The sequence below is a fragment of the Hymenobacter coccineus genome, from assembly GCF_001816125.1.
Lineage (GTDB): Bacteria > Bacteroidota > Bacteroidia > Cytophagales > Hymenobacteraceae > Hymenobacter > Hymenobacter coccineus.
The window spans coordinates 33,781-50,667 of sequence record NZ_MDZA01000312.1; the positions used below are offsets into that span (position 1 = coordinate 33,781).

The following is a 16,887-nucleotide window of genomic DNA, read 5'->3' on the forward strand; positions in this document are numbered from 1 at the left end:
AGTACTAAATACATTTCGCCCTTGGCACGATGTTGCCTTTACGGGAGATATAGAAGCTGACGCGCGTGAAAGGGTACGAGCAATTACTGCATTGCGCACAATTATGGCTCATTCTGGTCATGCAGGCGGAATGCGCATACACTTCGCGTCAAATTCCCACTACCGAGATTTTGTGTTTGTAATTAATTTACTCAATCACCAAAATATCAAAAGATACTGGGTTGATAATCGCACAAAGGTCACAACTGTGTATGCTTTCACTACTTTGAAAGTAAAGTCTCAACCGAGCGACCTCAATAATTTGCCTGCGTTTTGTTGCGGGACCCGATTCACCTCAGAGCGCCCTGCACCCTCATTGCCCGTTTCCTTGTAAGTGAGATTCACGCAGATGTTGGGTAGCGCAGCATTCGCGTGAGTCCCAATAGGTCTACTTGAGAAAATTCTTAGCGTTGTAATGCAACGAGTTATACAATTCAAATAGGATGTACAGGTATTGTTTTCTAGTGCTGAGTAGTTACGGACCGAACGCACGGGCTACGGGGCACAGATGTTATTTTGAGGCTACGTATCTATAGTTACCCGAATGCCCGCCCTCCCGCCCGACCTGCGCAAAGCCTTATTCCAGCTGCCGCCGAAGGAGAAGGACCAGCTCCTGGCCCGCCTCGTGGCGCAGGACGCGGTGCTGACCGAGCAGCTAGCCTACCGCCTGCTGGAGGGCCCCGATGCGCTGGAAACCCGGCGCGCCGCCCTGCGCGCCCTGGTCGACGACCCGGTGCGGGGCTTCCACCACACGCCCAACGACTTGCTGGTGGTGCTGCGGCAGGTGCAGGCCCGGCTGGCCTACCACGCCAAAATCACCGACGATGCCTTTGGCGAGGCCGAGCTGAGCTGGCGCCTGCTGGCCAACGTGTTCCGGCACCAGGGCCCCACCGTGGCGCGGCTGCACGGCCCCACGCAGCCGCTGCTCCAGCACCTGGTGCGCCGCGCCCAGGAGGCCCTCCGGCTTAGCCAGCGCCTGCACCCCGACTACCACCTGGAGTTGGCCGCCACCGCCGGCGCGGTGCTGGGGGCCCTGTGGGAGTCGGGGGCCGCGCCGCTAGCCCGCGATGCGGGCCTGCCGCGCACCTGGGGCCCTGGGTAGCGTTTTCAGGGCCAGCGCAGTACCTTGGGTTTGCACCTTCCCACCCCGCGCCATGCCCAACTCCGCCGCTGCCCCCGTTCCGCACCTTTCCGCCGCCGATTTGCGCCGGGCTCTTGACGAGCTAGACGCCAAAATCCACACCCTGCGCCAGCGCGCCCACGCCACGGCCGCCGGCTCGCCCGCCACCTACCTGGCCCACGCCGACGCCTTGGAGGCCAAGCGCGCCCGCCTGGCCGCTCAGCTCACAGAGCACGACGCCGCCAACCCGGCCGAGCCGGGGGCCTGGGCCAGCATCTGGCGCGGCATTGAGGCGCTACGCGAAGATTTGCGCAACATTTTGTAGCGCCGACGCGACTGGGGCCCCGGGCCAATTGGGGGCCCCGGCCGCGTTTTTCATTTGGCATTTTCGGGAAAAAATAGCACCCTGGCAACAAGCCGAACGGACTTGCAACTTTGCGGGATGCGCTACTTCCTAAGTGGGCAAAATATTTCCTTATTTTACCGATAATCAGGGCGTTTACTTACGCCCAGGACTTATTGGAATATGGCTAAATTATTACCTATCTGGTATTTACTGCTGTGCTTTTGGCTGGTGGGGGCCCCGGCCGGCGCCAAGGCCCAGGCCGCGCCGCCCACCATCCCGGCCGGCTGGTGCTGAAGCTGCGGCCCGGGGGCACGCCGCCGCGCTGGCGGGGGCCCTGGCGCAGCTCGGGGCCACCGGCTGCCACCAGAAATTTCCGCACGCGCTGCCGCTTGATTTGGAGAAGCCCGGGGCCGTGGACCTGCGGGCGGTGTACGAGGTGGCGGTGCCGCCCGGCCTGCCCCTGGCCCGGGCCCGCAAGGTGCTGCTGGGCACCGGCGAAGTGGACTACGTGGAGCCGCTGTACGTGCGCGCCCCGCTGTACCAGCCCAACGACCCGCGGGCCGACTCGACTCTCACCGACCCCAACCAGGGACAGGTTTACCTCCGGCAAATTCGGGCCTACCGGGCCTGGGACGTGGTGCGCGGCGACAGCACGCTGGTCATCGGCATCACCGACGGCGGGGTGCGCCTCACCCACGAAGACCTGAAGGACCACGTGCAGCACAACTACGCCGACCCCATCAACGGCATCGACGACGACCACGACGGCTACGTGGACAACTTCACGGGCTGGGACCTGGCCAACGGCGACAACGACGCGGGCTTCGACGTTAAAATCATCCACGGCACACTGGCGGCGGGCGTGTGCGCCGCCACCCCCGACAACGGCCGCGGCATTGCGGGCGCGGGCTTCAACTGCCGGTTCATGCCCCTGAACATCTACCCCAACGTGCCCGGCGGCACGTTTGCGGGCTTCGAGGCCATCGTGTACGCCGCTGACCACGGCTGCCGGGTCATCAATATGTCGTGGGGCGGCACAGGCGGCTACTCCAAGTTCGAGCAGGATGCGTGCACCTACGCCGCCGTGAATCGCGATGCCGTGCTGGTGGCCGCTGCCGGCAACACCAACGCCGACCTGCACTTCTACCCCGCTTCCTACGAGCACGTTATCTCGGTATCGGGCGTGAACGAGCGCGACCAGAAAACTTCCAGCGCCACCTACTCGCGGCGCATCGACCTGGTGGCGCCCGGCGACAACATCCTCACCACCTACGGCTACCAGGGCACTACTTCGTCGGGGCCCCGATGCCGACTACATCGCCGTGGGCGGCACCTCGTTTGCGGCGCCGCTGGTAGCGGCGGGCGCGGCGCTGGTGCGCCAGCGGTTTCCGGCCTACACCGCCGACCAAATAGCCGCCCAGCTGCGCCAAACCGCCGACCCGATTGACGCCGTGGCCGGCAACGCCACCTTTGCGGGCCGCCTGGGCACCGGGCGCCTCAACATGTACCGGGCCGTGGCCGCGCCCGCCCGCGAAGTGCGCGTGACGACTACCACCTTCACGCCCCTGCGCCGGGCCTACGCGCCGGGCACCACCCTGCGCCTCGCCGCCACCGTGCAGAATATGCTGCTGCCCGTGGCTGGCCTCACCGTCACGCTCACTTCCCTTTCGCCCCACCTGGCCGTGGTGCAGGGCACGTTTGCCGTGGGCGATTTGGCAACTATGTCCACCGCCGACAACTTGGCCACGCCCTTTGCCGTGGCCGTGGCCGCCGCCGGGGTGCCGCTGAACACCACCGCCACGCTGCGCTACCGCCTCACGGCCGCCGACGGCTACCAGACCGACCAGTTTGTGGAGCTGCTGCTGAACCCTGACTACGTGACCCTCGACGCCGGCGACCTTAGCCTGACCGTGACCAGCCGCGGCAAGCTGGGCTACGACGACCTCGCCGCCACCCTCGGCGACGGCGCTACATACCAGGGCGAGGGGCCCCTGCTCAGCGAGGGCGGGCTGCTGCTGGCCACCTCCCCCACCCGCGTGGCCGACCGCCTGCGCACGAGCGGTAGCAACATCCGGCAATCGTTTTTCCAGGTGGCCCAAATCGGTTTCGCGCCCGCGGGGCCCCGGGCTGACCAGCTGGCCCGGGGCGCGTTCCAGGACACGGTGCCCGCCACCGCTGGGGCCCCGGCGCGCTCGGTGGGCGTGCGCGTGCGGCAGCGCGCCTACGCCTGGGCCTCGGCCACCCGCAAGGATTTCGTGGTGCTCGAATACACCCTACGCAACCTCACCGCCGATACCCTTAAACCGCTGTGCGCCGGCTTGTTCATGGACTGGGACCTGCCCACCGCGCCCGGCCTCAACGCCGCCGCCTACGACACCACCCGCGCCCTGGGCTACTGCTACGACCCCATCGCCAACCGCATATTTGCCGGCGTGCAGCTGCTGCGCGGTGGGGCCCCGGCCGTGTACTCGTTCGACAACAACGCTCCCGCCGGCAGCCCCGTGCGCCTGGCCGATGGCTTCTCGCCCGCCGAAAAATACCTCACCGTGAGCAGCGGCACCGCCCGCGCCCAGCGCACCGCCGGCCTGCCCACTGGGGCCGACGTGTCGCAAGTAGTCGGCACGCGCCTCGCCCAGCTGGCCCCCGGCGATTCGGTGTTGGTGACGTTCGCCGTGCTGGCCGCCCGCTCCCTGCCCGAGCTGCAAGCCGCCGCCGATGCGTCCCGCCTCACCTACGCCACGCTGCTCCCCGCGCGGGCCCAGCCGGGGCCCCAGGCTTCGCCGCCTTCCCCAACCCCACCGCCGGGCCCCTGCGCCTGGAGCTACCTCCCAGCTTCGGCCTCACCGAAATCCAAGTGCTGAACGCTCTGGGCCAAACGGTGTTGCGCCGCCCCGGCAGCGGCGCTTCCGCCGAGTTGGATTTGAGCGGCTTGGCGCCGGGCATCTACACCGTTAGGGCCCTGGGCACGGGCGGTGTGCTGGCGAGCAGCGTGGTGCGGCGGTAGGGAACTGTAATGGTTGACCATATTCTTAAAAAGCTTCAAACGTAAACGAGGAGTTTTACCAAGCAGATAATAAACTTTTAGATATAATGCGCAAATTTTCAAATCAATCAATACGCATTCTATTGATCCAAATTATTGCTGTGATGTTTCTGGCAATTGGAATAAATCAACTCTTTCTAATTCGAGATGTTGATGTTATTGAATTGGCAAATCATTATGGAGCATCAGAAGTACCTAAACATCTTCAGGAAAAATATGGACCTGCGATAACAGAAAAAATCATATCAATGATGATGCGAGATGATTACGCTAATTCGCTTGCAATGGTAGTAGGATGCCTTTTTTCAGCTATAATAGTTTGGCACAGCACAGTAACTCGATTATTACCGGTAGGCCTTTATTTCTTTTCAGTATTAATAATTAAAATTGGAGTATATAAATCACACTTTATATTGACAATTATCAATTCATCCCATGTACCAATTGCCTCATTTGGCCTATTGCCAGCATTATGGGCAACAGGAATTTTATTTATTGGAGGAGCAGTAGTGCTGTTTTTTAATAAACAATTAAACGGCTTTGCAGCTACTTCCGCGCTGGCTGTGCCCCCATTACAAACGCTAGCTCCCCGCCGCCCATAACCTTGCTACGGGCAGGAACGGGCGCATCAGCAACTTACCGTTTGGTTTTGAAGCCTACTGCGCCAACGGCTGCAAGAGAATCTTTACCTCCACGTTTAGCGCTTTGAATACCCGGCGCAACGTGTCGATGGTTACGTTTGAGGAATTGCGTTCCAGTTTGCTGATTTGGGATTTCTGTACCCCGAGGCGTTCGCCCAATTGGTCTTGGGTGAGATGGTTACGCAGGCGGTACTCACGGATGGATTTGGGTAAAAGTTCGAGGGTTACCCGATCTTCATATTCGGTGCGTTCGGATGTACCGGGTGCGCCAAATAGCTCGTCTTCCAGGTCGTTGAAGGCAACTAGGTTTAAGGGCGAGTCATGGTATGAAACCGGATTAATAGGCGTGGTTGCGGTAGTCATAGTAATAAAGCATTAAGATGATTTTTGAGGTTGGCAATTATTTACCAAAGTGCTTCTTCTTCATTTGTTCGGCCTTCTTTATTTCCTGTGATGGCGTTTTTTGAGTCTTTTTATCCAAGCCATGCGTGCAGACAATTAGCGTGTCAGCGGCACCCCGCGTATCCCAAAAGGCGAAGAGGCGGTACGTATGATTAGGGGCAATGACGCTAAATTCATAGATGCCGTCTGTATTGGCCAGTTTCTTGAAGTTGTGGACGGCTTCGCTATTCTGTAGCTTACGAATACTGGCTCCGAATTCGTACCGGGTTTCCTTTTCCAACGCTTTCAGAAATTCTTTGGCCTCTGGCGTTAAAACGGCAATGATTGGTTTTGACATAGGCAAGAAGTCAGCGCATATGAATAGCCAAGACTACTACTAGACAACGCCAAGATACTAAATGTTTCTTTATAACGACACCTCCTACTTGCGCATCGGCCGCGCACCCATCACGAACGCCAGCTCCCCGCCCCTCATTACCTCGGCTACGGGGATGAACGGGCGCGTGAGCAGCTTGCCGTTGAGGCGGGCCGATTGGACATAGACGTTTTTAGGGCCCTGGTTTTTGACGGTGACAGTGAAGGTTTTGCCGTTTTCTAGACGCAAGGTGGCGCCTTGCACGGCGGGGCTGCCCAGGGCGTACTCGCCCGAGGCGGGGGCCACAGGGTAGAAGCCCAGGGCGCTGAAGATGTACCAGGCGCTCATCTGGCCGCAGTCGTCGTTGCCGCCCAGGCCGTCGGGCGTGGGGTGGTACATTTTGGGCAGGATCATGCGCACGCGGGCCTGGGTTTTCCAGGGTTGGTTGGTCCAGTCGTAGAGGTAGGCCACGTGGTGGGCGGGCTCGTTGCCGTGCACGTAGTTGCCGATGATGCCGTCGCGGGTGATGTCCTCGGTTTCGGCGAAGAACTTGTCGGGCAAGTTCATGGTGAACAGCGAATCGAGGTGCGGCACGAAGCGGGCGTTGCCGCCCATCTTGGCGATGAGGCCGGCGGGATCTTGGGGCACGGCGAGGCTGTAGTTCCAGGCGTTGCCCTCGATGAAGCCCTGGCCGTTGGTGCTCAGCACGTCGAACTTGGCCCGGAAGGCGCCGTCGGCCGCACGGGGCCGCATGTAGCCAATGCGGGCGTCGTACACGTTTTGCCAGTTATTGGCCCGCTTGCTGAACTCCTGGTACAGGTCGGCGTGGCCCAGCTTTTGGGCCAGTTGGGCAATGCACCAGTCATCCAGGGCGTACTCTAGGGTGGTGGACACGGAGGTGCCGCTGCGGCCGTCGGGCACGTAGCCGCGGTCCAAGTAGTCGCCCAACCCGTCGTACCAGCGGTGGCGGGCGGTGGCCACGCAGGCGGCCAGGGCCCGCTCGGCCTGCGCGGCCGGCACGGTGCCGGTGAGCACGGCGTCGGCCAGTACGGAGACGCTGTGGTAGCCGCTCATGCACCAGTTTTCGTTGGCGTAGTGGCTCCACACGGGCAGCATGTGCTCGGCGCTCTGGTCGTAGTGGGCCAGCATGGATTGCACCATGTCGGCGTTGCGCTTGGGTTGGATGAGGTTGAAGAGCGGGTGCAGGGCCCGAAACGTGTCCCAGAGCGAGAACGTGGTGTAGTTGGTGAAGCCTTCGGCCTGGTGGTTGTTCTGGTCGAGGCCGCGGTACTGGCCATCCACGTCCTGGTAAATGGTCGGGGTAAGGCAGGCGTGGTACATGGCCGTGTAGAAGTTGTCCTTGTCCACCTTAGCGCCCTGGATTTCGACCTTGCCCAGCTCCTGCTGCCACAGGGCTTGGCCCTGGCGGCGCAGGGCGTCGAAGTCCCAGCCCGGGGCCTCGGCGCGCAGGTTGCGCAGGGCCCCGGCGGTGCTGGTGGAGGAAAGCGCCATCTTCAGCAGCACCTGCTCGCCGGCCTTGGTGGCGAAGTCGAAGTGCAGCCGCAGCTGGTGGCCGGCCAGGTCGGGCCAGTCGTGCACCTGGTCGAAGCGACCCCAGAAGCCGCGGTAGGGCTCCTTCTGGTCGTAGTTGCGGCTGCCGTAGTGCGCAAAGGGCTTCGAGAATTGGAGCGCGAAGTACTCGGTGCGGGTGCGGCCCCAGCCGTTGGTTTGGCGGTAGCCGGTCACCAGCGAGTCGTTTTCCACGCGCACGAACGTCCACACGTTTTTGCCCGGGTAGTTGTAAATACCGGCCATCAGGTCGAGCACGATGTGCGCGTCGGCGGCCTGCGGAAACGTGTAGCGGTGCACGCCCACCCGGGCCGTGGCCGTGAGCTCGGCCAGCACGCCGGGGTCTTCCAGCTTCACGCGGTAATAGGCCGGCTCGGCCACTTCGGTTTTGTGCGAGTAGCGCGAGCGGTAGCCGCTGCCGGGCCGGGCGGCGGTACCGGGGTTGAGGCGCAGGGGCCCCACGGTGGGCATCACCAGGAAGTCGCCGAGGTCGGAGTGGCCCGTGCCGCTGAAGTGGGTGTGGCTGAAGCCCACGATGGTGGGGTCGTCGTACTGGTAGCCGGCGCAGTAGCGGTACACCTCGGGGTTGTACTTGCCCTCGGGCGTGGCGTAGCTCAGCGTGTCGGTGTCGGGGCTGAGCTGCACCATGCCGAAGGGCACCGTGGCGCCGGGAAAGGTGTGGCCCATTTTGGCCGTGCCCACCAGCGGGTGGGCGTACTGCATGAGGTTGGCGGGGCCCTGGGCCTGGGCGGCCCCGGCCAGGCCCAGCAGCAAAGCTAGCGTTGCGGTTTTCATACCAGCAAATAAAGGCGGCGGGGCCCCACGCAGGCCGCGGGCGGGGCGTGGGGTCCCTTTTTACAGGTTGCGACCCGCGCTTATTTAGCAACTATTATTTTTAGTAAATAATTGGTTTTTTAGCGCAAACTGTTGGGGGCCCAGTTGCGTATATTTGATGAATAATGGGGCATAAACTATTTTTAATGAGATTTTAATCTAAAACTCATAACAATTTACTAGCATTGCCTGTGCAGTAAAAAGTGCTGCCAATATTTTTAGTGTTTCACAATTATTTCGTATCTTTGGGTATGTCCAACGTCAAGCTCCCGACCCCCGCTCCCGTGCAGCTTTTCGCTCGCTGCGTGAACGCCGACCACCGCCCCACCGACTACATCGGCGACTGGCCCGCCGCTGGCCGCGTGTACCCCGTGCGGGTGCTGCCCCACGTGCGCACCGGCGCGCCGCAAGTGCACGTGCTGGGCTTCCACGCCGAGCGCCCCTACGGCGCCTTCGCTCCCCACCGCTTCGAGCAGGTGGCTGAGCTCTGGCTCAACTAAGTTATTAGCCATTAGCTGCTAGCTACTAGCTTTTAGTTGTAAGCCGGTGCGTGGTTGCTTTCGACTCACCCCATCCTTCGCCCGCAGCCAAGCTGCGAAAAGCCCCGACGGCCAACGCCCACGGGGCTTTTTCATGTCCGGTGAGGCCCCGGGGCCCTACTCGGCGCTGCCTTCGGGCGGCTTGCCGCTGCGGCCGTACTGGTAGAAAATACCGGTTTCGAAGGGCGTCCAGAGGCTGGCCTTCTGGCCGGCCACTTTCAGGGCGTTGTTGGTCCAGGTGTTGCAGGTGCGCAGGATGCTGTAGGTGCCGTGGGCCTCGTAAAAGGCGTCGTCGGGGCCGTAGCTGTGGCCCGGAATCCAGCGCACGTTGCCCGCCGCGTCGTGCTGGAAGCTGGCCTGGATGTAGGCAATGAGCCGGGCGTACTCGGCGCGGCTCAGGTGCAGCGGCACGCAGGCCGGCGAGGACACCAGGTCGGCGGCGCGGTAGAAGGTGGCGTGCATGGCCGTGGTACTCAGCCAAAAGCCGGCCTTGATGGCCGTGCTGGCCTTGAGTTCGGCCCAGGTGGGCGTGTCCATGTAAAAGCCCTTATCGCCCCACCCAATGCCCACGTAGCCAAACGACGGGTCGTTGGCCTGGGTGTGGGCGTAGGGCAGTTGCCGCGACCAGTCGAACTGGTCGGTGCGCACGGGCAGCACCAGGTCGGAGTGCACGCCGTTGGTGAAGATGAAGACTTCTACGTCGGCCGGGGCCCCGGGGTCGGCCTTGGCCACCGGAATGCGCTCGAGCACCAGCGACGTGCCCATGTACAGGGCCACGGTGCCCACCACCGCCCCCACCGCGTAGCCGGCAATCTTCAAAGTTGTGCGGAGAAAGGCGGCCATAATACGGTTGGGTTTAGGGCCGCAAGTACGGCACGGGGCCCCGGAAGCAACGCGCTGGGGGCCCCTACCTTTGGTTTTTAGCCGCGCCCATGCCCGTTCCCCCCGCCCCCGCCGACGAAGAAATCTACCAAATCCCGGCCGCGTACCGGAAGATGGAAAACACCCACATCCTGTTCTGGCTCGTCAAGGACATCAGCTGGTGCATGATCTGGAAAACGCTGGGCCTGTTGATGGTGGGCCCCACGCTGGGCATCGCCATCGTCATCGCCTGGCGCACGCGGGCCTACAAGTCGGAGCTAGCCCACAACTTGGCCATCGTGTTCTGGATCACGGCCAACTCGTACTGGATGGCCAGCGAATTCTTCCACTTCGATGCCGTGGTGGTGGCCCCGGGCGTCACCGGCAAGCATCTGGCGCTGGTGCCGTTCCTCATCGGACTCGGCATTTTGCTCTACTACTATCTCGTGCAAAAGCCCCGCGAAACGCGGGAAACGCAAGTAGCTACGCTGTAATTACGGAGCTTACGCAAAACGGCAGTGTGCTAAAAAGGGGTGGTCCAGCGAATTGCCCGAAGGTCTTCGTCGGGCCACTCTTACTTGGGAACAGCGGCTCCGGGGCCTTGCAAGAGTGGCCCGACGACAGAAAAAGTCGCCGGACCACCCCGTTTTAGCACACCGCCCGCAAAGCGTTTGTTTTTAGCCCCAGCGGAGCGGCCCATCGGTAGCAAACACCTTTAAGTGAACGATAAAGCCCCAGCGGGCGACCAACATCTGGGTCGCCCCGCTGGGGCTTAGATCATAATAGTCAATTATTTACTACCAATGGGCCGCCCCGCTGGGGCTAAAAACAAACGCTTTGCGTAGATCCTGACCACTCTAACAGTTCGCTGGATAGCAACTTGTCATTCCGACGCAGGAGGAATGTGGGTAGAATCTATCAAATCCATTCCTCAGATTCCTCCTGCGTCGGAATGACAACCGCTTACTCGGATAAGCTCCTGGGGGCCCCGGGCTCAGCCCTGCGCGCTGGGCCGCGAGGTGTCGCGCGTGTTTTTCTGCACGGCGATGGCGGCGAACAGCGCCAGCAGAAACGACATGCCGCAGAAGCCCTTCTCGCTGAGTGCCAGCGTGGCGTTCCACAGGCCCACGATGAGCAGCCCGACGGCCAGCACCGTCGAGAACCAGCTCAAGCCGTAGTAGATGTTGGTGACGGAGATGCCTTCGAGCCGGTCGCGCACGCTCTTTTGCAGTGAAATGGCCGAAAACAGGCCGTACATGAGGATGGTGAAGTAGTAACCTTTCTCGTTCAGGGGCATCGCGGCGTTGAACAAGCCCACCATGAAGGCACCCATGCCCGCCACCCATGCCCGCCACCAGGGCTAACCAGGAAGCGCCAATAAAAGCAGGCGACGGTTGTTAAGGCGACATAGCAGCAGGGGGATTGGTGAGGGGCGGATGAGGCGGCAAGTGAGGCAGAAACGATATATTTCCTTCGCGGTGGGCCCCCAAACGCAACCTTATGGGCGCGCCGGCCGAAAAAGTGCCCACCATGCACTTTTCCGTCATCACCCCCACCCACGACCGCCGCGCCCTGCTGCCCGAGGCCGTGGCCAGCGTCCGGGCCACCACCGGCGCCCCGCTCGATTTCTCCTTTGAGCACCTCGTGTTCGACAACGGCTCGCACGACGACACCGCCTCCTACCTGCGCGAAGCCGCCGCCCAGCCGGGGCCCCCGCTGCGCCACTGGCACCACGCCCCCGCCCAAACCGTGGGCCGCGCCCGCAACCTGGCCATCCGCGAGGCCGCCCCCGACGCCTGGCTCGTGCCGCTCGACGACGACGACCTGCTGCTCCAGCGCGCCCTCTACCACTACGGGGCCCAAATCGAAGCCAATCCCGGCCGCCCGTGGCTGGTGGCCGATTTCCTGCGCGTGGACGAAAACCTGCGCTACATGCCGGGCGAAGACTACTACGCCTGGCAGTTCGACACCCCCACGGCCATGCTCCAGGCCATTTTTCGGGCCGAGCATTTCCTGCAAGGCAACGTGTGCTACAGCCACGCCCTCATCGACCAGGTGGGCGGCTACGACGAGGAGTTGGAAATGGCCGAAGACCTGGATTTGTACGTCCGCTTCCTGCTGGCCGGGCACTTGCCCGTAGTGTGCGCGCACATCAGCCACCTGCACCGCTTCCACACCAATAACGTGAGCATCGGGGTCGATGCCGCCAAGCACAACGCCGACCTGCGGGTGATTTACCAGAAGTACGCCGCGCAGCTGGGGGCCCTGGGCATCGACGAGCCGGGCCAGTAGCCGGGGCCCCGGGCGGCGGTTGCATGCGCAATGTTTTGCCGGCAATGGTTTGGTCCGAACGGACTGCGGGGCGCACGGCTACGACGGTTTCAACCTTCGCGCCAGGGGCCCGTTTAGCCAGTATTTTAATCCATTATTTCCCATGCCACTAGTCCGCATAGACGTTGTTGAAGGGCGCACCGATGAGCAGATTGCTGCTCTTTCCGACGCCATCCAAACCGTGATGATTGAGGAATTTGCCGCGCCACCGCTCGACAAGTACCAAGTCATTCACGAGCACCGCCCGGGCCGCATCCGCGCCCTCGACACGGGCCTGGGCTACCCGCGCACCGACAACATCGTGCTGATTCAGATTACCCAGCAAGGCCGCAGCACCGCGCAAAAACAAGCCATGTACGCAGCCCTGAGTGCCAAGCTGGAAACCCTGGGCATTGCCCCCACTGACTTGATTATCAGCGTAGTGGAAAACACCAAAGCCGATTGGTCGTTTGGCATGGGCAAAGCCCAGTTCCTGACGGGCGACTTATAATCAGTCAAACCTAAGAACCCAAACCGCTACTTTCTACGGGTGGTGCGCTAGCCCCGGGAGATGCCCCGGCCAGCGCGCGCACTGCCCGCGCTGGGCTCCGTTACCCGCCGGCGTTGCATGGCCTATTTGCTCATTAGTGGGTCGTGGGGGCCCTAAGCAATGGTGCAGACTGGCTGGTGGGTAGCTTAGGGCCCCGTACCTTTTTCCCCAGCCCGTGCCCGCGCCCACTGAAGAACAAGCCCACGCCGCGCTGCACGCCTGGCAGCAGCAGATGCAGCGGCCGCCCACGCGGCTCAACCGCTTCGCGCGGCGGGTGCAGCTGCGCCTCAACGCGCTGCTGCCCGAGCGGGTGCACCAGGCCATTACCGCCGCCATCAAGCAAATGGTGCGGGGCGTACTGTTTAGTAGCACCCACACCACGCGCCGCCCCTTGCTGGGGGCCCCATTGGCCACGCGCGAGGCCGAGGTGCGCACCCGCATCCGCGACTACCGCATGATGGCCACCGCCGAGGGGGCCGTAACGGGCGCGGGCGGCTTCCTGCTCGGCCTCGCCGATTTTCCGCTGCTGTTGGGCTTCAAAATCAAGCTGTTGTTCGAAGTAGCGACCCTCTACGGCTACGACGTGCGCGACTACTCGGAGCGGCTGTACCTGCTCTACGTATTTCAGCTGGCCTTCAGCAGCCAGCACACCCGCAACGCCACCTACCACCGCCTGTCCGACTGGGAAGCCTACCGCCTGACCCTGCCCCCGGAGGCCGCCGATTTCGACTGGCGCACTTTCCAGCAGGAATACCGCGACTACATCGACCTGGCCAAAATGGCCCAGCTCGTGCCCGTCATCGGGGCCGCCGTGGGGGCCCTGGCCAACTACAAGCTCATGGAGCAGCTCGGCGAAACCGCCATGAACTGCTACCGCATGCGTCACTTCGCTGCGGAAGATTTGCAAGTACCCACCGCGTTGCTTGAATAAATTATTTAATTAGGGCCCCTGGCAAATGTGTGAATTTGGCAGGTAGTTACGCCATAATTTCCACCAGTTTTCTTTTCCAGCCAATTAATAAAACGCCCACTAGTACCAGCGCCGTTTCGCGAAGCTTCTCGAAAAAGATGCTGCTCGTGCAGCAGGACGCGAGCCGGATGCTGCTGCACTACAGGCGCTGGGCAGCGCCGGGCACGTTGCTTAGCGCCGACTGCGGCCCCGGTGCGGCCTGAGCCAGCGCATTTAGCGTTCCGTCATTTTCGAGCACCACCGCCGCCGCTTCTGCCAGCGTACTGATGCCTCGTTCGCGCAGGCTGGCCAGCACTTCGCCTTCGGTCACGCGCTCGGTGCGCATAGCCTCAGGCAGAAACTGGCCCTGGTACACCAGTAGCGTGGGGCTGGCTTTTACCAGCTGGCTCACGGCTTTGGAGCGCACTGACAGCCAGGTAAGGCAAAATTGCAAGCCAATGAGCAGCCCAAAGGCCAGCAGGCCATCGGCCAGGGCGATGCCTTTGCTAAGCAGCACCGTGGCCAACGTTGAACCCAAAGCCACAGTCACAATTAGGTCGAAAGCGTTCATCTTCGACAAGGTGCGCTTGCCCGACACGCGCAGCATCAGAATCAACCCCAGGTAGGCCAGTACGCTGATAATGAACGTACGCAGCAGGCTAGTCCAACTGGTGAAAAAAATTTGTTCCATGCGGTTTGGGCGTTTATGCAGCCTACGGGGCCGGGCGGCCAAGGTTGGCGAAACGGCGGGCGTACCGCCGAAAGCAGGGTCAGCCATACTAGCTGCCCCCCAAAGCGTGAGGGCAAAGCCCGGCACCGGCAGCACCGGCACCGTGGAATTACCCACGCTGTAGCGCACAAAAAAAGCCGCCCCAAGCGGAGCGGCTTTTTGCAAAGAATGAATCAGCGGCTATTTCTGCGAAAGCTGGGCGTCGCCGCTCTCTTTCTGGCGAATCAGGTTCAGGGCTGAGCCGGCTTTGAACCAGGCAATCTGGCCCTCGTTGTAGGTGTGGTTGAGGGTGATGAGGTCCGTGTCGCCGTCGTCGTGGCGCAGGCGCGCTTGCAGCGGCTTGCCGGGCTGGAAGTCCATCAGGCCGAGGATGTCGATGAGGTCACCCTCCTGAATCAGTTCGTAGTCGGACTTGTTGGCGAAGGTGAGGCCGAGCATGCCCTGCTTTTTCAGGTTGGTTTCGTGAATGCGGGCGAAGCTCTTCACAATCACGGCGCGCACGCCGAGGTGACGGGGCTCCATGGCCGCGTGCTCGCGCGAGCTGCCTTCGCCGTAGTTCTCGTCGCCGATGACCACCGTGCCGACTTTCATGCTCTTGTAGGAGCGGGCCGACTGCGGCACCGTGGCGTAGCCGTCGCCCTGCACGGCAAAGTTGCGCACCGAGTTGGTTTCCTCGTTAAAGGCGTTAGTGGCCCCAATGAGCATGTTGTTGGAGATGTTGTCCAGGTGGCCGCGGTACTTCAGCCAGGGCCCCGCCATCGAAATGTGGTCGGTGGTGCACTTGCCCTTGGCTTTGATGAGGATGCGCAGGCCGGTCAGGTCGGTGCCTTCCCAGGGCTTGAAGGGTTCGAGCAGTTCGAGGCGGTCGGAGGCCGGGTTCACCAGCACCTGCACGCCCGAGCCGTCGGCGGCGGGGGCCTGGAAGCCGGCGTCCTCCACGGCGAAGCCGCGAGGGGGCATTTCCACGCCTACCGGCTCGTCGAGCTTCACGGGGCCGTTGGTGCCGGGCAGCGTGTCGGTGAGGGGGTTAAAGGTCAGGTCGCCGGCGATGGCGAAGGCGGTCACGATTTCGGGCGAAGCCACGAAGGCGTGGGTGTTGGGGTTGCCGTCGTTGCGCTTGGCGAAGTTGCGGTTGAAGCTCGTGATGATGGAGTTGCGGCGCTTGGGGTCGTCGGTGTGGCGGGCCCACTGCCCGATGCACGGGCCGCAGGCGTTGGCCAGCACCACGCCGCCCATCTCGGCAAACGTATCGAGGAGGCCGTCGCGGGCCACGGTGTAGCGCACCAGCTCCGAGCCGGGCGTGATGGTGAACTCAGCGGCCACGTGCAGGCCCTTGCTCACGGCCTGCGCGGCAATGGAGGCGGCGCGGGTGATGTCCTCGTAGCTCGAGTTGGTGCACGAGCCAATCAGGCCCACTTCCAGCTTCTCGGGCCAGCCGTGCTCTTTCACAGCGGCGGCAAACTCCGAGATGGGCCAGGCGGCGTCTGGCGTGAAGGGGCCGTTCACGTAGGGCTCCAGGGTGTTCAGGTCGATTTCGATGAGCTGGTCGTAGAACTTGCCCGGGTCGTTGTACACCTCGTCGTCGGCGCGCAGGTGGGCCCCCACGGCGGCGGCGGCGTCGGCAATTTCGGCGCGGCCGGTGCCGCGCAGGTAGTCGCCCATCTTCTCATCGTAGCCAAACACCGAGGTGGTGGCCCCAATTTCCGCGCCCATGTTGCAAATGGTGCCTTTGCCGGTGCAGCTCAGGCTTTCCGCGCCTTCGCCGAAATACTCCACGATGGCGCCGGTGCCGCCCTTCACGGTGAGGATGCCGGCGACTTTCAGGATTACGTCTTTGGCCGAAGTCCAGCCACTCATTTTGCCGGTCAGCTTCACGCCGATGACCTTGGGAAACTTCAATTCCCAGGCCATGCCGGCCATCACGTCCACGGCATCCGCGCCGCCCACGCCGATGGCCACCATGCCCAGGCCGCCCGCGTTGGGGGTGTGCGAGTCGGTGCCGATCATCATGCCGCCGGGGAAGGCGTAGTTCTCGAGCACCACCTGGTGGATGATGCCGGCGCCGGGCTTCCAGAAGCCGATGCCGTACTTATTGGATACCGAGGCCAGGAAGTCGTACACCTCTTTGTTTTCGGAGTTGGCTTCGGCCAAATCTTCGGTGGCGCCGTCTTTAGCCTGAATCAGGTGGTCGCAGTGCACGGTGCTGGGCACGGCGGCGGTGGGCTTGCCGGCCTGCATGAACTGGAGCAGCGCCATTTGGGCAGTGGCGTCCTGCATGGCCACGCGGTCGGGGGCAAAATCAACGTAGGAAACCCCGCGCTCGTAGGCCTGCTTCACTTCGCCGCCGTAGAGGTGGGCGTAGAGAATTTTCTCGGTGAGGGTGAGCGGACGGCCCACCGCGGCGCGGGCCGCCTCGATGCGCGCCCCCATGCCGGCGTACACGCCGCGAATCATTTCCAAGTCGAATGCCATAGGAGAAGTATAAAAAGTGGTTGTGCAAATGTAGCAACCCAATCAGGTTGCGCCTAATCCGGCGGGCGGGCGTTATTTAGCGGCCCGGCCTATACTTATAACTTAGTTGGGCCAGTCTGGGTTGTGG

At 62.4% G+C, this 16,887-nt stretch carries 17 protein-coding genes and 1 pseudogene; 11 read left to right on the forward strand and 7 right to left on the reverse strand.

The features are described 5' to 3' along the window. Window positions 1–583 precede the first annotated feature (583 nt). From BEN49_RS16310 to BEN49_RS27055, 6 genes are all read left to right on the forward strand, one after another. Entirely contained in the window at window positions 584–1,141 is a 558-nt protein-coding gene (locus BEN49_RS16310; RefSeq protein ID WP_070745157.1) for a hypothetical protein, read from the forward strand. A 52-nt stretch (window positions 1,142–1,193) separates the two neighbouring features. After that, entirely contained in the window at window positions 1,194–1,484 is a 291-nt protein-coding gene (locus BEN49_RS16315) for a sll1863 family stress response protein (protein ID WP_070745159.1), read from the forward strand. 415 nt (window positions 1,485–1,899) lie between these two features. Continuing rightward, window positions 1,900–2,952 (forward strand): S8 family serine peptidase, encoded by a 1,053-nt coding sequence (locus BEN49_RS30200; RefSeq protein WP_070745161.1) that lies wholly within the window; start codon window positions 1,900–1,902, stop codon window positions 2,950–2,952. Next, complete coding sequence (locus BEN49_RS29690; protein WP_369073217.1) at window positions 2,855–4,366, forward strand: hypothetical protein; 1,512 nt, start codon at window positions 2,855–2,857, stop codon at window positions 4,364–4,366. The genes BEN49_RS30200 and BEN49_RS29690 overlap by 98 nt, the downstream gene beginning before the upstream one ends. Next, on the forward strand, window positions 4,321–4,509 hold the full coding sequence (locus BEN49_RS29695) for a T9SS type A sorting domain-containing protein (RefSeq protein ID WP_239691978.1): 189 nt from the start codon (window positions 4,321–4,323) through the stop codon (window positions 4,507–4,509). Before BEN49_RS29690 ends, BEN49_RS29695 begins: the two co-directional genes overlap by 46 nt. A gap of 86 nt (window positions 4,510–4,595) precedes the next feature. Further along, entirely contained in the window at window positions 4,596–5,150 is a 555-nt protein-coding gene (locus BEN49_RS27055) for a hypothetical protein (RefSeq protein WP_125916950.1), read from the forward strand. A 54-nt stretch (window positions 5,151–5,204) separates the two neighbouring features. Here BEN49_RS27055 and BEN49_RS16330 read toward each other — a convergent pair whose 3' ends face one another. The 3 genes from BEN49_RS16330 to BEN49_RS16340 all read right to left on the reverse strand — a co-directional run bounded on the left by BEN49_RS16330 (window position 5,205) and on the right by BEN49_RS16340 (window position 8,310). Further along, entirely contained in the window at window positions 5,205–5,552 is a 348-nt protein-coding gene (locus BEN49_RS16330) for a helix-turn-helix domain-containing protein (RefSeq protein WP_083326185.1), read from the reverse strand. Window positions 5,553–5,589: 37 nt separating this feature from the next. After that, on the reverse strand, window positions 5,590–5,928 hold the full coding sequence (locus BEN49_RS16335) for a type II toxin-antitoxin system RelE/ParE family toxin (RefSeq protein WP_070745164.1): 339 nt from the start codon (window positions 5,926–5,928) through the stop codon (window positions 5,590–5,592). Window positions 5,929–6,012: 84 nt separating this feature from the next. Further along, window positions 6,013–8,310 (reverse strand): GH92 family glycosyl hydrolase, encoded by a 2,298-nt coding sequence (locus BEN49_RS16340; RefSeq protein ID WP_070745167.1) that lies wholly within the window; start codon window positions 8,308–8,310, stop codon window positions 6,013–6,015. Between the two features lie 323 nt (window positions 8,311–8,633). Here BEN49_RS16340 and BEN49_RS16345 point away from each other — a divergent pair, with 323 nt between their 5' ends. Continuing rightward, a complete protein-coding gene (locus BEN49_RS16345; protein WP_125916952.1) occupies window positions 8,634–8,849 on the forward strand; it encodes a hypothetical protein in 216 nt (71 codons plus the stop codon). Between the two features lie 156 nt (window positions 8,850–9,005). Here BEN49_RS16345 and BEN49_RS16350 read toward each other — a convergent pair whose 3' ends face one another. Then, window positions 9,006–9,731, reverse strand: a complete 726-nt coding sequence (locus BEN49_RS16350) for a TIGR02117 family protein (protein ID WP_070745173.1) — start codon at window positions 9,729–9,731, stop codon at window positions 9,006–9,008. Window positions 9,732–9,820: 89 nt separating this feature from the next. On the opposite strand from BEN49_RS16350, the gene BEN49_RS16355 reads away from it, so the two are divergent. Beyond that, a complete protein-coding gene (locus tag BEN49_RS16355; RefSeq protein ID WP_204376137.1) occupies window positions 9,821–10,243 on the forward strand; it encodes a hypothetical protein in 423 nt (140 codons plus the stop codon). A 500-nt stretch (window positions 10,244–10,743) separates the two neighbouring features. On the opposite strand, the pseudogene yiaA reads toward BEN49_RS16355, so the two are convergent. Next, window positions 10,744–11,095: pseudogene (gene yiaA / locus BEN49_RS16360) on the reverse strand (inner membrane protein YiaA). A 154-nt stretch (window positions 11,096–11,249) separates the two neighbouring features. Here yiaA and BEN49_RS16365 point away from each other — a divergent pair. The 3 genes from BEN49_RS16365 (at window position 11,250) to BEN49_RS16375 (ending at window position 13,540) form a co-directional block, all read left to right on the forward strand. Next, on the forward strand, window positions 11,250–12,041 hold the full coding sequence (locus BEN49_RS16365) for a glycosyltransferase family 2 protein (protein WP_070745176.1): 792 nt from the start codon (window positions 11,250–11,252) through the stop codon (window positions 12,039–12,041). 142 nt (window positions 12,042–12,183) lie between these two features. Further along, window positions 12,184–12,570, forward strand: a complete 387-nt coding sequence (locus BEN49_RS16370; protein ID WP_070745179.1) for a tautomerase family protein — start codon at window positions 12,184–12,186, stop codon at window positions 12,568–12,570. A gap of 214 nt (window positions 12,571–12,784) precedes the next feature. Further along, complete coding sequence (locus BEN49_RS16375; RefSeq protein ID WP_083326186.1) at window positions 12,785–13,540, forward strand: EcsC family protein; 756 nt, start codon at window positions 12,785–12,787, stop codon at window positions 13,538–13,540. A 178-nt stretch (window positions 13,541–13,718) separates the two neighbouring features. Here the strand turns inward: BEN49_RS16375 and BEN49_RS16380 are convergent, their stop codons facing one another. Both BEN49_RS16380 and BEN49_RS16385 read right to left on the reverse strand, forming a co-directional pair. After that, window positions 13,719–14,249: a DUF421 domain-containing protein gene (locus tag BEN49_RS16380; protein ID WP_070745249.1), complete on the reverse strand. Its 531-nt coding sequence runs from the start codon at window positions 14,247–14,249 to the stop codon at window positions 13,719–13,721. Window positions 14,250–14,468: 219 nt separating this feature from the next. Next, window positions 14,469–16,760: an aconitate hydratase gene (locus BEN49_RS16385; protein WP_070745182.1), complete on the reverse strand. Its 2,292-nt coding sequence runs from the start codon at window positions 16,758–16,760 to the stop codon at window positions 14,469–14,471. Between the last annotated feature and the right edge of the window lie 127 nt (window positions 16,761–16,887).

Bases quoted from the DNA above. Each gene is read 5' to 3' on its own strand.
- BEN49_RS16310 (WP_070745157.1), top strand. From the start codon at position 584: ATGCCCGCCCTCCCGCCCGACCTGCGCAAAGCCTTATTCCAGCTGCCG.
- BEN49_RS16315 (WP_070745159.1), top strand. From the start codon at position 1,194: ATGCCCAACTCCGCCGCTGCCCCCGTTCCGCACCTTTCCGCCGCCGAT.
- BEN49_RS27055 (WP_125916950.1), top strand. From the start codon at position 4,596: ATGCGCAAATTTTCAAATCAATCAATACGCATTCTATTGATCCAAATT.
- BEN49_RS16330 (WP_083326185.1), bottom strand. From the start codon at position 5,552: ATGACTACCGCAACCACGCCTATTAATCCGGTTTCATACCATGACTCG.
- BEN49_RS16335 (WP_070745164.1), bottom strand. From the start codon at position 5,928: ATGTCAAAACCAATCATTGCCGTTTTAACGCCAGAGGCCAAAGAATTT.
- BEN49_RS16340 (WP_070745167.1), bottom strand. From the start codon at position 8,310: ATGAAAACCGCAACGCTAGCTTTGCTGCTGGGCCTGGCCGGGGCCGCC.
- BEN49_RS16350 (WP_070745173.1), bottom strand. From the start codon at position 9,731: ATGGCCGCCTTTCTCCGCACAACTTTGAAGATTGCCGGCTACGCGGTG.
- BEN49_RS16355 (WP_204376137.1), top strand. From the start codon at position 9,821: ATGCCCGTTCCCCCCGCCCCCGCCGACGAAGAAATCTACCAAATCCCG.
- BEN49_RS16365 (WP_070745176.1), top strand. From the start codon at position 11,250: ATGGGCGCGCCGGCCGAAAAAGTGCCCACCATGCACTTTTCCGTCATC.
- BEN49_RS16370 (WP_070745179.1), top strand. From the start codon at position 12,184: ATGCCACTAGTCCGCATAGACGTTGTTGAAGGGCGCACCGATGAGCAG.
- BEN49_RS16380 (WP_070745249.1), bottom strand. From the start codon at position 14,249: ATGGAACAAATTTTTTTCACCAGTTGGACTAGCCTGCTGCGTACGTTC.
- BEN49_RS16385 (WP_070745182.1), bottom strand. From the start codon at position 16,760: ATGGCATTCGACTTGGAAATGATTCGCGGCGTGTACGCCGGCATGGGG.